Below are 13,106 nucleotides of genomic sequence, written 5' to 3' on the forward strand. Positions count from 1 at the left end.
CACATGCGCACGATAATGACATTACTGTTGCTGGCGCTAACCGCGTGCGGCACCGAACCATCAACGCCAAGCAGTGATGTGGCAACAACGCCGGCACCGGCTGCTGAATCCCTGCAAGCCGAACCGGCCAGCCCGGCCCTGCGCGCAGCATTGGAGCAAGACGCGCCAATGCAATGCACGAATAACGAAGATTGCATGGTCAAAGACGTTGGTAGTTGTTGTGGCTACAACCCGCAATGCGTGCACAAGGACCAGAAAGTCGATCCGGAAGCCGTGCAAGCCAAATGCAAAGAGGAAGGCCGGGTCAGCATCTGCGGTTTTCAGGAACCGTTGGGCTGTGAATGCGTAGCGAATCAATGCAAAGGGATTTACGGCGCGCCGGTTCAGTAAGCGTTTTTCCTGTATTGCGCGAAGCCGCTACAGCGGTTTGCCGTCGTAGTAGGCTTCGACCCGTGGGTTGATTACCTTGAACCAGGCCCACGGGATCCAGGCCAGCACAATCATCGCCATATAGCCACCGGGCAGCTGCGGGCTGTCATCGAAGTGACGCAACACCTGATAACGCCGCTTCGGAAAGGCGTGGTGATCGGAATGCCGTTGCAAATGAAACAGCAATAGATTGCTCAATAAGTAATTGGCATTCCACGAGTGTTGGTGCGTTACTCGCTCATAGCGTCCATCCCCGTCGCGACGCCGATGCAGTCCGTAATGTTCGATGTAGTTGACCGTTTCCAGCAACACAATCGCAACCAGACTCTGGCCGAGAAAAAATCCCAAGCCTTGCCAACCGGACAACGCAAATGCCATCAGCGCCAGCAAGACACTGACGCCATACCAAGGTAGCAATTCATTGTGCCGCGACCAGAAACGCTGGTCGCGTTGCTGCAAACGGTGAGCCTCCAACTGAAAGGCATTGCGTACATTGCGACAAATGGCGCGCGGCAAAAAATGAAACAGCGATTGGCCATAGCGGGCGCTGGAGGCATCGACCGGCGTCGACACATGGACATGATGACCACGCAAATGCTCAACCTTGAAACCGGCATAGCAGGTCGTCGCCAGCAATAACGCGCCGGCCTGTTGTTCCAGGCGCTCATTCTTGTGGATCAGCTCATGACCGACATTGATCGCCAGCGCGCTGCTGACGATGCCAATCGACACCGCCCAGCCCAATTGACTGAGCCAATCCGGCAATTGCGGCAATAACCACAGGGCGCCGCCCAGACTCAGCAACTGCACCGGTACGCACGCCAAGGTCAGCAGCCGATAAAACGGCTGTTGCGATAAATTACTGGCTTCGTCATCAGTTGGGTTCAGAGCATCGCGGCCCAGCAGATAATCCAGCAGCGGGATCAGGCCAAACACCACCATTGGCGTGAAAAAGCTCCACAGCGGATAGTTTCCGGTTGCCTGCGCCAGCGACAACCCCAACCAGGGCAACGCTGCCGGCAGATAAGCCACCAGGTAAGCATACTGTTTGCAATGCAAAGCCTGTCGATGCGTGACAGGTATCCAATTGGTCAACATCCTGGCGATGCTCCCGAATGCCCAGATTTCACCACTCAGTGTGTTTATCATAGCTGGCCAGCCGCTGTACACTTGCCGCTATTGAAGCGTCCGTGCCGATTCGAATGAGTTCGGTGCAGATCAGGCAGTTACCGGATGTCACTGATGAGCAATAACTCCACATCGCTGCAAAAACTTTCACCAGAGAATCGATCCGTTATTACCGCCGGCGATGATGCTGTCTTGGCCAGTCACGTTATTCCCGCTGCCCTGCGCAATTGCCTGAACTGCAAAACGCCCATGCAGGGGCCATTCTGTTATCAATGCGGCCAGCATGAGCGGGTGTCCGTCCGTCACTTTGGTTTGCTGTTGCGCGACATCATCCATGATGTGTTTGAAATGGACTCGCGCCTGGTACGGACATTGAAGCCTCTGCTGTTCCGTCCTGGCTTCCTGACGGTCGAATATTTTGCCGGACGACGTCAGCGCTACGTGCCACCGCTGCGTCTTTACGTCATTTCCAGCCTGCTGTTTTTCCTGTTGATCAGCTTGATGAATCCGATGAACAACGGTGTATTCAAAGTCGACGGCGACGATGAGATTGAACGACCGCTCACTCCAGAGGAACAGGCCGAAGTAGCCCAAGCATTGAATCAACCAGGCGTACAACAAGCGCTGAAAATGACTGGCAACAAGCCCGAAGAGATTCTGGACAAAATCAAAGAACAGTCAGAAGCAGCTGAAGCGCAATCACTATCGCCGCCATCGCCCCCAACAGCGGCAGAACCAGAAGCCAAAAAAGCGAAAAAGAAGGATGATGGCATCCGCATCAGTCTGCTGGAGCCACAGCCATGGCTGCCAGATCGCGTCAACCGTTGGCTGGAAGAAAAAAATAAGCAAATGGAAGAAAAGGCCCAAAGCCTGAGAGATGACCCAAGCAAAATGTTTGATGCGGCATTGTCCGTTTTGCCGCAGTCGATGTTTATTGCGCTGCCGTTATTTGCCTTGTTCCTGAAGCTCAGTTATCCGTTTTCGGGGCGTTATTACATCGAACACTTGATGGTGGCATTTCACAGCCATAGCTTCATGTTTGTCACACTGGTGTCGGTGTTGCTGCTGTCGCAACTGGAAACAGAACTGACGGATGTCGTGCCGATTTTGCCAGGTTTGCTCGACTATCTGACATTGGCGGCGCTGATATGGATTCCAATCTACCTGCTGATCATGCAAAAACAAGTTTATGGTCAGGGCTGGTTGATGACCCTGTTCAAATACCATGTGATCGGTCTGGCTTATATTATTCTACTGTCGTTCACGATAGCGATTGATTTGGTGATTGGTTTATTGAATAGCTGACCGGCCTGAGAGTTGGCGCCAATGCCGGTCAGCCATACGGATTATTTATCGTCTTTGCGCTCAATACGTCGCACCGGAGGATTGACCCATACCACGTCAACTCCACGGTGTTTCGCCGCCGCTTCCACTTGGCCAATATAATCCTTGTCTGTGACAAACTTGGTTTTGGGTTGACTCATGGCACAACCACTCAACACCAAAATCGCAACAACACTGATGATAACTACTTTCATGGATGCCTCCCAGTAAGGTATTTGCTCATTCCAATTACAGCGTAGAACAGGGAAAACCCGCACCCAACGAACATTTACCAATACAGGCGTGACAAATTCACGTCGGCTCGAAGATCACATAGTATTTGTGCACCGCTTCCAGCACCTGCCAATAGCCTTTGAAGCCAGATGGAATAACAAAGGCATCACCGGCTTTTAACGTGTACTCCTGTCCGTCATCACTGCGGATTTTCACGACACCTCGGGTAATCAGACAAAACTCCTGTTCGGAATACTCCACCCGCCATTCGCCCATTTCTCCGGTCCACTCACCGGCGTGAAATTGGCCCATCGCGTCGGAAAAATGATTGCGTATCGTTTGTCGTGGATCACCAGAAACGATTTTTACGCTATCCGGGCGAAAATGTTCCGTTTCGGTACTGGCTTTGGCAAACAGCACCAGTTCAGGGATGGACTTCATCAGGCACTCCTTTTCGCTCGCGCCGTTCCGGTAGCGCAAAGACTGACGATAACAGCAGACCAATAACCAGCGACACGCCAGCCAGCATCATTTGAAACGCGGTGTCGAGACCGGCAAGCACATCCTTTTCCAGCAGCGCATGCAGGCTGCGAAAGCCCATACTGCCCGGCACCAGCAAAATAATGCCCGGCACCAGCATAATCGAGTTCGGCCGCAGCATGACAAAGCGAAACAAGTGCGACACTGCGCCAATGGTGAACGCGCCGATAAACGCCCCGGCGATCGGGCCGGCCAGGCTGCTGCCATAGCGTGCTGAGCTATAGGCGATCATGCCGGCCAGCAACACCCATATCGCATCACGCAACCGCGCCTGAAACAACGCGACAAAGCCGATACCGGCGATCACCACACTCAGCCACTCGGTCCACCATGGCAACAGCTTCAGCGCTTTTTGCGGCAGTGTCGGAAACCAGTATTCCCCGAGCAAATCGCCGACCGCGATACCGAATCCCATCAACACAAACAGAATCGCGGCGCCGGCCAGGCGCGCCGTGCCGGAAACCAGATTCTGGGTCGCCAACTCGCCGAGCCCGACGGTAATCGTCAGACCCGGCAGCAAGACAATCAACCCTGAAACCAACGTGATATAAACCGAGGCATGGCCGGTCAAATGCGCCAACAGGTACGACAGACACGCCGCGATAAATGCTGCCATCGTCGGAAACAAATAACCGGTAACGATATTGCGGCTACTCAGTATGGCCAGCAAACCGACCATGAAACCGATGATGCTGGATGACAGGCATTCCGCCCAATCGCCACCGAACACCCGGGCGACACCAAGCGATACCAGACCGAAACTGAACACCACCGCCGTATTGCCCCAGCGTGGCGCCGCGCGCGTGACTTCAACAAGCTCCCTGGCCGCCTGACTAACATTCATTTCGCCGTGCAAGACGCGCTCGGCGATACTGTTGGCACGCGCCAGTTTTTCCAGGTTGATGTCGCCGGGAGAAACCCGGATAACGAAACTGCTATGCCGATCTTGCTCGAACAAGCTGAGCGTAATCATTGTCGGCAGCGAGAAACACTCGAGACCAAACCCAAGCCGTTTCGCCACACTGTTGATCAGTCGCTCCAATTCGTAGGCCGGAGTGCCGTACGTATGCAGCGCTTTGGCCAGGCGCAACACAAAGCCGGTCGGTGTATCGGCCGCAGGCCAGCGCGATTCATCGGCAACAGACATTCGCTTTCCTCAACTTCTGAACATGAAATACACCGCACCGAGCAAACAGAGCGCTGCCCAGACGTAATCCCATTTAAATGATTCGTTCAGGTAGAACACCGCGAACGGCACGAACACCGACAGCGTGATCACTTCCTGCATGATCTTCAGTTGACTGACGCTGAGTTCGGTATAGCCAATGCGATTGGCCGGCACTTGCAGCAAGTACTCGAACAAGGCGATGCCCCAACTGATCAAGGCAGCAATCCACCACGGCTTGGCACTCAAGTTTTTCAGGTGCGCATACCAGGCAAATGTCATGAACACATTCGATGCGATCAACAGCAGCGTCGACTGCAATATCACCGGCATGATGGCTTATGACTCAGCGGCGTGGTTTCTTGACGTCGCGCGCTGCACGCGAGCCGGCCGAACCTTCACGACCGGCGTGTGTGCGTGTGCCGCGATTGCCAGAGGCCTTTTCACTGGCGCGTTTACTGCCACGCAAATCGGTGGCGCGACCGGTTTTTGGTGCCCGCTCTTCGCCGCGACTACGCTCGCTTGCCCGGCTCATTGTCATGCTGGCGCTATCGCTGCGCGTACGACGCCGCGGCGACTCCAGCTCAGTTTCCGCATCACGACGCGGCACTTTACCAACGCGTTTCGGTTTCGTTTCGGCTTTCGCTTCGCGCTGCTTTTTGATGGCCAGTTTGCGTGCTTCACTTTCACGCAACACCGGTGCCGCGCGACGGCGACCAGCACTGGCTGAGATGGTTGCCGGCTCTTCAACTGCTTTCAAGGCCTGCTCCAACTTGCTCAGGCGTTTCGCTTTTGGCGCTTCATCATCACGCACGCGTCGCTGTTGTTTGCGTTCCTGCTTTTCCTCGGAATGCAGCCGGCCTTTTTCCTGCATCACTTCCTTGCGCCGCTCAGCACGCGAACCCTGCGGTTCCAAGCCGACAATTGCACAGAGCGCATCGAGCTCTTGTTTATCCAGCTCGCGCATCATGGCTTGCTTCAAACCCGGATCGAGTTGAATCGGTCCGTAGCGCACCCGAATCAAACGCGACACGAATAAATTGATTGCCTCGAACATGCGCCGAACTTCACGGGTACGCCCTTCTTTCAGCGTCACGTGATACCAGTGATTGGCGCCGGTGCCGCCACGGCTTTCAATGCTGTTGAACGCGGCAATACCATCATCCAGCGTCACGCCTTTCAACAGCGCTTTGCGCTGCGCCGGTTGCAACTCGCCCATGATACGCACGGCGTATTCACGCTCGACTTCATGGCGGGGATGCATCAGACGATTGGCCAGCTCACCGTCATTGGTGAACAGCAGTAGACCGGAGGTATTCAAATCGAGACGGCCAATGGCAATCCAGCGCGAACCGCGCAAGGTCGGCAGATTGTCGAACACGGTATCGCGCCCTTCCGGATCCTTGCGCGTCGTTACCTGCCCTTCCGGCTTGTGATACATCAGCACTTTGCGGGTGATCAGCGTTTCCGGTAATAGGCGTAATTTACGGCCATCAAGCCGGATATCATCACGAATCGTTACTCGGGCGCCGAGATTGGCGACCTCACCATTGACCGACAAACGGCCTTCGGCAATCCAGGTTTCAATTTCACGGCGGGAACCCAAACCAGAACGGGCCAGGGCTTTTTGCAGTTTTTCGCTCATCGCGAACTCCTTCTTCATCAGGGAATACCAGCTGCTCACGCAGCGAGTGGGCCGAATGGCTCGGCGATTGAAATCAGTATAGATGCTTCTGTGATAGCAATACGGTTGCTTGTCTATCCGGCTCCGTCCAATGGCTATGGGTCCAGACTCATCCGGACAACCCTGAACCATGAACGGTGTGTGCGAATGAGTTCGCACCTACCTCGTTTTTCCAGATTCACTCGGTCTCGATAGTAGATCCGGATTTATTCGGACACCCCCGAACCATGACCGGTGAGCGAATGAATTCGTACCTACCTCGTTATTCCAGATTCATTCGGTCTCGGTAGTAGGTCCGGATTTATCCCGGACAACCCCGAACCATAATGATTTGCTTATCGAATTTAAGCGGAACCAATCCGATCAATGCACCGAACCAGATGGCGGCAGCTCGTCCTCTTCATCGCTATCACTGTCCCGCTCGGCAACGCCCGACTCTTCCATGGCTGCTTCCAGCGCTTGCTGTTGTTCCATGATCGCCACGGCCTTTTCCAGCTCGGCATCTTCCGGCTTTTCGCTGGCGCCGGTTTGCCGGGCTTCTTCAAAGTTCAGCTCGACGTTCAGGTTGTCCAGGTCTTTCAGCTCAGCGAGTGACGGCAATTCTTCCAGACTTTTCAGGTTGAAGTAATCGAGGAATTGCTTGGTGGTCGCATACAGTGCCGGGCGACCCGGCACATCACGATGACCAACGACGCGCACCCATTCGCGTTCCATCATGCTCTTGATCGTTTGCGAGCTAACGGAAACGCCACGAATCTCTTCGATTTCACCACGGGTGATTGGCTGACGGTAAGCAATCAATGCCAAGGTTTCCAGTGTCGCACGGGTGTATTTCTGCGGTTTTTCCTCCCACAGACGGGCGAGATAAACGGCGTAGTCCTGCTTGGCCTGGAAACGGAATCCGCTGGCGACTTCTTTCAGCTCGACACCGCGCAGCTGGCATTCGACGGCAATACGCTCCAGCGCTTTTTGCACGTCTTCCTTGCTCGGCTTTTCAAAATCGTCGAACAGGTTGATCAAGTCATCAACGGTCAAGGTGCGACCGGCGACCATCAGCGCTGCCTCGATAATCTGCGGCAGTTTTTCGGCATCGATCGCGACGTATTCGCGCTCGACGATTAACTCATTTTGCTCTTCGCTCATTGCACTTTAGCTCTGACATGAATCGGGCCAAACAATTCGGACTGAATCACTTCCACCAGCGATTCACGCGACAGTTCCATGATCGCCAGGAACGTCACAACCACCCCCATCCGCCCTTCTTCGATGGTAAATAAATCCTGAAACTCAGTGAAATGCACCTGCGACAAATGCTCCAGCACCTTGCTCATCCGCTCGCGCACCGACAGCACTTCTTTCTGCACATGGTGGTGAGTGAACATTTCCGCACGACGCAGCACATCACGCAGCGACAGCAGCACTTCTTTCAACTCCACTTCCGGCAGCGGTTTGTGCAGTTCCAGGTTCGGCGTATCGGAGCTCGCCAGGTAAACATCGCGACCGGTACGCGGTAATTCGTCGATATCTTCGGCCGCTTTTTTGAAGCGCTCGTATTCCTGCAAGCGACGCACCAGTTCGGCACGCGGATCTTCTTCTTCGCCTTCTTCGCTTGGCGGCCGCGGCAGCAGCATCCGTGATTTGATTTCAGCAAGCACGGCGGCCATGACCAGGTATTCGGCCGCAAGCTCCAGATTCATCGCCTTCATCATTTCGACGTATTCGATGTACTGTTTGGTGATTTCGAACATCGGAATATCGAGAATATCGATGTTCTGACGGCGAATCAGGTACAGCAGCAAATCGAGCGGGCCTTCGAAGGCCTCGAGAAATACCTGCAGCGCATCCGGCGGGATGTACAGATCTTTCGGCATCTGCATGACCGGCTGGCCATGCACTAGCGCAAACATTTCTTCCTGCACGCCCTGCGGCGGCACGACTTCCGGTGGCGCTCCATCGGGCGCCAATACCGGAACATCGCTAACTTCATCTGTACTCATGATTCTTCCTGCAACCGCGAATGACTCTGCACGGTCTGCTTACCAATAGGAAAGGCCCATCGCTTCGCGCACATCCTGCATCGTTTCGCGCGCGACTTCGCGAGCCCGCTCACCGCCTTCGGCGATGATGTTCTTGACCAATTGACGATTATCGTCGAATGCTTTCGCCCGCTCACAAAAACCCTGGGTTTCCGCAACAACGGCATCAATGACCGGTTGCTTGCATTCGATACAACCGATACCGGCCGATTTACAACCGGTTTGCACCCAGGTTTTCACTTCTTCCGGCGAATAAATTTTGTGGAATTCCCAGACCGGGCATTTTTCCGGATCGCCCGGATCGGTTCGTCGTACCCGCGCCGGATCGGTAGGCATCTTGCGGATTTTCTGCTCAATGTCTTTCGGCTCTTCACGCATCGCGATGGTGTTGCCGTAGCTCTTCGACATTTTGTTGCCGTCGAGACCCGGCATTTTCGATACCGGTGTCAGCAGCGCATCCGGTTCCGGCAGAATGATCTTGCCGCCACCTTCCAAATAACCGAGCAGTCGTTCGCGATCACCCAATGAAATGCCGGTTTGATCGAGCACCAGCGCACGAGCAGTATCGAGCGCTTCCTCATCGCCTTCCTGGTTGAACTTGCGACGCAAATCTTCATACAGTTTGGCGTTTTTTTTGCCCAATTTTTTGATCGCTGCTTCGGCCTTTTCTTCATAGCCCGGCTCTTTGCCGTAAGCGTGGTTAAAACGGCGGGCAATTTCGCGCGACATTTCAATATGCGGCACCTGATCGGCACCGACCGGCACGTATTGCGCCTTGTAAATCAGGATGTCAGCAGCTTGCAGCAATGGGTAGCCAAGGAAGCCATGCGTGGCCAAATCCTTGTCGCGCATTTTCTCCTGCTGCTCTTTGTAAGTCGGCACCCGCTCCAGCCACGGCAGAGGCGTGTTCATCGACAGCAACAAATACAACTCGGCATGCTCAATCACCTGCGACTGAATAAACAGCGTCGCCGCGCCTGGGTTGATGCCGGCGGCCAACCAGTCGACGATCATGTCCCAGCTATTGGTTTCGATATCGCGGGTGTTGTCGTAACTGGTGGTCAGGGCATGCCAGTCAGCAGCGAAGAAAAAGCATTCGTATTCGTGCTGCAGTTGGGCCCAGTTTTTCAGTACGCCGTGATAGTGACCAAGATGTAGTCGCCCCGTCGGCCGCATGCCGGAGAGCACGCGCGGGGTGCCGGAAATGGACAAGATAAGCTCCTGATTGAAAGAGGATTTTCCACAAGGCGCAAAGAGGCGCCAAAAGCAAGCGAGCATTATAACGGGCGAGCCAGCCGGCGCCAGTGCGGCGAGCGATCACGCCAATGCCAGCCATTCCGGCTGTGACCGCTGTTCCAGAAGTGGCTATGCTTAAGGCCATGGACGCCGCCGTTACGACCGCCTGATGAATATTGATCTCGAATTGCTGAAAAGCTTCGCCATCGCGCTGGCCATCGGTGCGCTGGTTGGTGTCGAGCGCGAGAAATACCGCGACAAGAGCGGCACCGCCGCCGGACTGCGCACCTTTTCGCTGATAGCGCTCAGCGGCGCGCTGGCCGGCTGGCTCGGGCAGACCATGGACCAGAGCTGGCTACTGCTGTTCGGCTTGGTCGCCCTGACCATCATTATCATGGCACCGCGCTTTCTGTCTTCTGGTGAGCAGGATTCCGGACTGACTACGCTGGTCGCGGCCAATATCGTCTACCTGCTCGGCGCCACCGTGCTGACTGGCTACACCGAGATTGCCATCGCGCTCGGTGTTACCGTCTCGGCCTTGCTGGCGTTTCGCGAGCCCTTGCATGGCATCGTGCACAAAATCGGCACCGATGATCTGTTTGCCGGGCTGAAACTGCTGATCGCCACGTTCATCATCCTGCCGATTATCCCGAACGAAACCCTGGACCCATGGGAGGCCTTCAACCCGTTCAAGGTCTGGCTGCTGGCGATTCTGATCTCGGCGCTGTCGATGGTCGGTTATGTTGCGATGCGTCTGCTCGGCAGCCGCAAAGGCATTGCCGCCACCGGTTTGTCCGGCGGCATGGTGTCTTCTACGGCGCTGACGCTGGCGCTGGCCCGGCGCAGCAGCATCGACGGCAAAAGCGCCGCCCATCGCTTGACGACGGGCATTCTGCTGGCCTGGACGGTCATGTACATGCGCATGCTGATTGCCGTGACGTTGATTTTCCCGCCGTTGCTGAAGGTCTTATCCGGCCCTTGTTTGGTTTTGGCTGCGGCGTGCGCCGGTATTGCCTGGTATCACTGGCGTCAGGATGAAAGCGATAGCGAAGAAAAAGCGGTCGACGTGAAAAACCCGTTCAGTCTCTGGCAGGCCACCCAGTTCGCGCTGGTGTTCGCGGCGATCATGTTTATCGTGCGGCTCAGCGAACACTACCTGCCGCCTTCATCGATTTATGGTGTCGCCAGTCTCGCCGGTTTGGTCGATGTCGATGCCATCACGCTGTCGATTTCCAGCTCGGCCAAGGATGGCAGTCCGATAGGCCAGGCCGCCATCGCTATTTTGCTTGCCTCGCTCGCCAACACCCTGACCAAAGCCGGAATGGTTGTCGCGCTTGGCGACCGCAGCCTGCGCCGGCCGGTATTGCTCGCCAGTGCCGGCTTGCTGGTACTGACGATAGCCGCCATAGGATGGATTGCCTCATGACTGCCACGCCCTGCCCGATTTGCGGCACGCCGTATCAAGACCATTGCCCGTTCGATGTGCCACGCGCACAAGCGCCTTGGCTGGCCGATTACGACAAGCTACCGAGCGGTGAAATGAGCCGGCAGCGGCATCAGTTGCAGTTGGCACGCTGGAGCCTGCATCACCCGCAAGAAATATCAACCAACGCCGAGCGGCAGTACCGGAAGCTGGTGCGTGATGCCTGGGGTGAACCCTAATCGCAAGCGACCAAAACCTTACTGCCAGTCTTCCAAGCCGTATTTGTCGAGAATTTTTTTCAGCTCACCGGAGGCGCGCAAGTCGCGAATGCCCTTGTCGAGAATCGCGACATACTGCTTTGATGTCGGCTTCGCTGGCGAGCAGGCGATATACATCGGTGTCGGTTCACCAAATTGGCCGGCCATGACGATCTGATCCTGTACGCCCATTTCCTTGATCTTGGCTCGTACCACCGGCACTGAATCCAGCGTTGTCACGATACGACCGGCCAGCAGTTTCTTGATGTTCTGCTCCAGTGCATTGTCCGCGCTGATCGACTGCACCGACAGCCCCGGCTGTTTGATGAATTCGTCAAAATCCTCGCCGTAGGAATAGCCGCCGATGATGCCAATCGAAACGTTTCGCAAATCCTCAAGATTGCCGGTGTAGCGGAACGGCGTGCCTTTCTTGACGAAAAACGCCTGGGTATCCAGGCCGAGATGCTGATCACCGTATACAAAATCCGGCGCATCTTCCTTATAGGCGCCGACTGCACAGTCGATTTTGCCGGCACGCACTTCGGCGACCGCGCGCTCCCAAGGCATATTGGCATAATCAATGCTATGGCCGGCCGCGGCGAACGCCTTGTCCGCCACTTCAATCATATAGCCAGGGTTGGCCGAGCCGGGCTCACCATTCATCGGAAACCAGACATCGGCCCGCAGCGTGACTTGATCGGCATGGCTGAGTGCACTGCACAGAACGGCCAGTAACAGAACGCATTTGTTCATGTTCCACCTCGAAGGCTGAGCGAGCTACCCGGAAAAGATAGTTCAGCGACGCCAACCTCGCCACCGTGACCAGCTTACTGCCAGTCTTCGAGACCGTAGCGCTGCAGAATGACTTGCAGCTCACCGGAGGCGCGCATCGCGCGAATACCTTCATCCAGCAACGTGACATAGTGTTTCGATGTCGGCTTTGCCGGTGAGCAGGCGATATACGTTGGCGTCGGCTCACCAAACTGGCCGGCCATAACCACCTGGTGTTGCAAGCCCAAATCCTTGAGCTTTGCTTGCATGACAAATGTTGATTCCAATGTCGCGTCGATACGGCCGGCCAGCATCTTGCGAATATTCTGCTCCAGTGCGTTGTCATCATTCATCGGCTCCGAGATGGCGCCACTGAGCTGAATCAAGCGCTCGTATTCCTCACCGTAGGCATAACCGCCAATGACACCGATGCGCAATCCGCGCAGATCCTGCGCTTGTCCCTGGTAACGAAACGGATGGTCGCGGCGAACAAAAAACGCCTGAATGTCCATACCAAGCGGTTCTTCACCGAACACAAAATCCGGCGTGTCGATCCAGTATGCGCCAACAACACAATCGGCCAGACCTTCGCGCACATCGCGTACCGCGCGCACCCAAGGCTGATTGCCGTAGTCAAGTTGATAGCCGGCGGCGCCGAAGACTTTTTCGGCAACCTCGATCATGTAGCCGGGCCGACTTGCGCCCGCCTCACCATTCATCGGAAACCAGACGTCGGCACGCAAGCTAATCGACTCCGCGCCGGCAACGGAGCCCATCAGCAGAGCCAGACTCAAGCACAGTGTGCGCATAACGACCCAGGCGTTACGTCATCGGTTGCTATTCAACATAGTCCAACTTGGAAACGGCCACCAGAACGACA

General features: G+C 55.6%; 15 protein-coding genes. 4 read left to right on the top strand and 11 right to left on the bottom strand.

What is annotated here, in order from left to right; genetic code table 11:
* The first annotated feature begins 3 nt into the window (after positions 1–3).
* Positions 4–390: a hypothetical protein gene (locus tag E2H98_RS03595; RefSeq protein ID WP_133587889.1), complete on the top strand. Its 387-nt coding sequence runs from the start codon at positions 4–6 to the stop codon at positions 388–390.
* Positions 391–417: 27 nt separating this feature from the next.
* On the opposite strand, the gene E2H98_RS03600 is transcribed toward E2H98_RS03595, so the two are convergent.
* On the bottom strand, positions 418–1,527 hold the full coding sequence (locus E2H98_RS03600; RefSeq protein ID WP_133587891.1) for an alkane 1-monooxygenase: 1,110 nt from the start codon (positions 1,525–1,527) through the stop codon (positions 418–420).
* 144 nt (positions 1,528–1,671) lie between these two features.
* Between E2H98_RS03600 and E2H98_RS03605 the strand changes: the two genes are divergently transcribed.
* Positions 1,672–2,862 carry a DUF3667 domain-containing protein gene (locus tag E2H98_RS03605; protein ID WP_157591230.1) on the top strand — a complete coding sequence of 397 codons (1,191 nt, stop codon included), beginning with the start codon at positions 1,672–1,674 and terminating at the stop codon, positions 2,860–2,862.
* Positions 2,863–2,903: 41 nt separating this feature from the next.
* On the opposite strand, the gene E2H98_RS03610 is transcribed toward E2H98_RS03605, so the two are convergent.
* The 8 genes from E2H98_RS03610 to E2H98_RS03645 all read right to left on the bottom strand — a co-directional run bounded on the left by E2H98_RS03610 (position 2,904) and on the right by E2H98_RS03645 (position 9,754).
* Positions 2,904–3,095 (bottom strand): hypothetical protein, encoded by a 192-nt coding sequence (locus E2H98_RS03610; RefSeq protein ID WP_133587895.1) that lies wholly within the window; start codon positions 3,093–3,095, stop codon positions 2,904–2,906.
* Between the two features lie 97 nt (positions 3,096–3,192).
* A complete protein-coding gene (locus tag E2H98_RS03615) occupies positions 3,193–3,555 on the bottom strand; it encodes a cupin domain-containing protein (RefSeq protein ID WP_133587897.1) in 363 nt (120 codons plus the stop codon).
* Complete coding sequence (locus E2H98_RS03620) at positions 3,539–4,801, bottom strand: threonine/serine exporter family protein (protein WP_133587899.1); 1,263 nt, start codon at positions 4,799–4,801, stop codon at positions 3,539–3,541. The genes E2H98_RS03615 and E2H98_RS03620 overlap by 17 nt, the downstream gene beginning before the upstream one ends.
* Positions 4,802–4,810: 9 nt before the next feature.
* Entirely contained in the window at positions 4,811–5,152 is a 342-nt protein-coding gene (locus E2H98_RS03625; RefSeq protein WP_133587901.1) for a DMT family protein, read from the bottom strand.
* A 13-nt stretch (positions 5,153–5,165) separates the two neighbouring features.
* Positions 5,166–6,464 (bottom strand): 23S rRNA pseudouridine(2605) synthase RluB, encoded by a 1,299-nt coding sequence (rluB, locus tag E2H98_RS03630; RefSeq protein ID WP_133587903.1) that lies wholly within the window; start codon positions 6,462–6,464, stop codon positions 5,166–5,168.
* Between the two features lie 402 nt (positions 6,465–6,866).
* A complete protein-coding gene (gene scpB / locus E2H98_RS03635) occupies positions 6,867–7,646 on the bottom strand; it encodes an SMC-Scp complex subunit ScpB (protein WP_133587905.1) in 780 nt (259 codons plus the stop codon).
* Positions 7,643–8,500, bottom strand: coding sequence for a segregation and condensation protein A (locus tag E2H98_RS03640; protein ID WP_133587907.1), 858 nt, complete (start codon positions 8,498–8,500; stop codon positions 7,643–7,645). The genes scpB and E2H98_RS03640 overlap by 4 nt, the downstream gene beginning before the upstream one ends.
* Before the next feature lie 39 nt (positions 8,501–8,539).
* Positions 8,540–9,754, bottom strand: a complete 1,215-nt coding sequence (locus tag E2H98_RS03645) for a tryptophan--tRNA ligase (protein WP_408634859.1) — start codon at positions 9,752–9,754, stop codon at positions 8,540–8,542.
* Positions 9,755–9,944: 190 nt separating this feature from the next.
* On the opposite strand from E2H98_RS03645, the gene E2H98_RS03650 reads away from it, so the two are divergent.
* Positions 9,945–11,201 (top strand): MgtC/SapB family protein, encoded by a 1,257-nt coding sequence (locus E2H98_RS03650; RefSeq protein WP_133587911.1) that lies wholly within the window; start codon positions 9,945–9,947, stop codon positions 11,199–11,201.
* Positions 11,198–11,437 carry a hypothetical protein gene (locus E2H98_RS03655; protein ID WP_133587913.1) on the top strand — a complete coding sequence of 80 codons (240 nt, stop codon included), beginning with the start codon at positions 11,198–11,200 and terminating at the stop codon, positions 11,435–11,437. The genes E2H98_RS03650 and E2H98_RS03655 overlap by 4 nt, the downstream gene beginning before the upstream one ends.
* Positions 11,438–11,455: 18 nt before the next feature.
* Here the strand turns inward: E2H98_RS03655 and E2H98_RS03660 are convergent, their stop codons facing one another.
* The gene (locus tag E2H98_RS03660) at positions 11,456–12,208 is read right to left on the bottom strand and encodes a substrate-binding periplasmic protein (protein WP_133587915.1); all 753 of its coding nucleotides are present in this window, start codon (positions 12,206–12,208) and stop codon (positions 11,456–11,458) included.
* Between the two features lie 74 nt (positions 12,209–12,282).
* On the bottom strand, positions 12,283–13,035 hold the full coding sequence (locus tag E2H98_RS03665) for a substrate-binding periplasmic protein (RefSeq protein WP_133587917.1): 753 nt from the start codon (positions 13,033–13,035) through the stop codon (positions 12,283–12,285).
* Positions 13,036–13,106 lie beyond the last annotated feature (71 nt).

The sequence above is a fragment of the Permianibacter aggregans genome (genome assembly GCF_009756665.1).
GTDB lineage: Bacteria > Pseudomonadota > Gammaproteobacteria > Enterobacterales > Permianibacteraceae > Permianibacter > Permianibacter aggregans.

Excerpts from the sequence above, each read along its gene's own strand:
- E2H98_RS03595 (WP_133587889.1), top strand. The coding sequence starts at position 4 with ATGCGCACGATAATGACATTACTGTTGCTGGCGCTAACCGCGTGCGGC.
- E2H98_RS03600 (WP_133587891.1), bottom strand. The coding sequence starts at position 1,527 with ATGTTGACCAATTGGATACCTGTCACGCATCGACAGGCTTTGCATTGC.
- E2H98_RS03605 (WP_157591230.1), top strand. The coding sequence starts at position 1,672 with ATGAGCAATAACTCCACATCGCTGCAAAAACTTTCACCAGAGAATCGA.
- E2H98_RS03610 (WP_133587895.1), bottom strand. The coding sequence starts at position 3,095 with ATGAAAGTAGTTATCATCAGTGTTGTTGCGATTTTGGTGTTGAGTGGT.
- E2H98_RS03615 (WP_133587897.1), bottom strand. The coding sequence starts at position 3,555 with ATGAAGTCCATCCCTGAACTGGTGCTGTTTGCCAAAGCCAGTACCGAA.
- E2H98_RS03620 (WP_133587899.1), bottom strand. The coding sequence starts at position 4,801 with ATGTCTGTTGCCGATGAATCGCGCTGGCCTGCGGCCGATACACCGACC.
- E2H98_RS03625 (WP_133587901.1), bottom strand. The coding sequence starts at position 5,152 with ATGCCGGTGATATTGCAGTCGACGCTGCTGTTGATCGCATCGAATGTG.
- rluB (WP_133587903.1), bottom strand. The coding sequence starts at position 6,464 with ATGAGCGAAAAACTGCAAAAAGCCCTGGCCCGTTCTGGTTTGGGTTCC.
- scpB (WP_133587905.1), bottom strand. The coding sequence starts at position 7,646 with ATGAGCGAAGAGCAAAATGAGTTAATCGTCGAGCGCGAATACGTCGCG.
- E2H98_RS03640 (WP_133587907.1), bottom strand. The coding sequence starts at position 8,500 with ATGAGTACAGATGAAGTTAGCGATGTTCCGGTATTGGCGCCCGATGGA.
- E2H98_RS03650 (WP_133587911.1), top strand. The coding sequence starts at position 9,945 with ATGAATATTGATCTCGAATTGCTGAAAAGCTTCGCCATCGCGCTGGCC.
- E2H98_RS03655 (WP_133587913.1), top strand. The coding sequence starts at position 11,198 with ATGACTGCCACGCCCTGCCCGATTTGCGGCACGCCGTATCAAGACCAT.
- E2H98_RS03660 (WP_133587915.1), bottom strand. The coding sequence starts at position 12,208 with ATGAACAAATGCGTTCTGTTACTGGCCGTTCTGTGCAGTGCACTCAGC.
- E2H98_RS03665 (WP_133587917.1), bottom strand. The coding sequence starts at position 13,035 with ATGCGCACACTGTGCTTGAGTCTGGCTCTGCTGATGGGCTCCGTTGCC.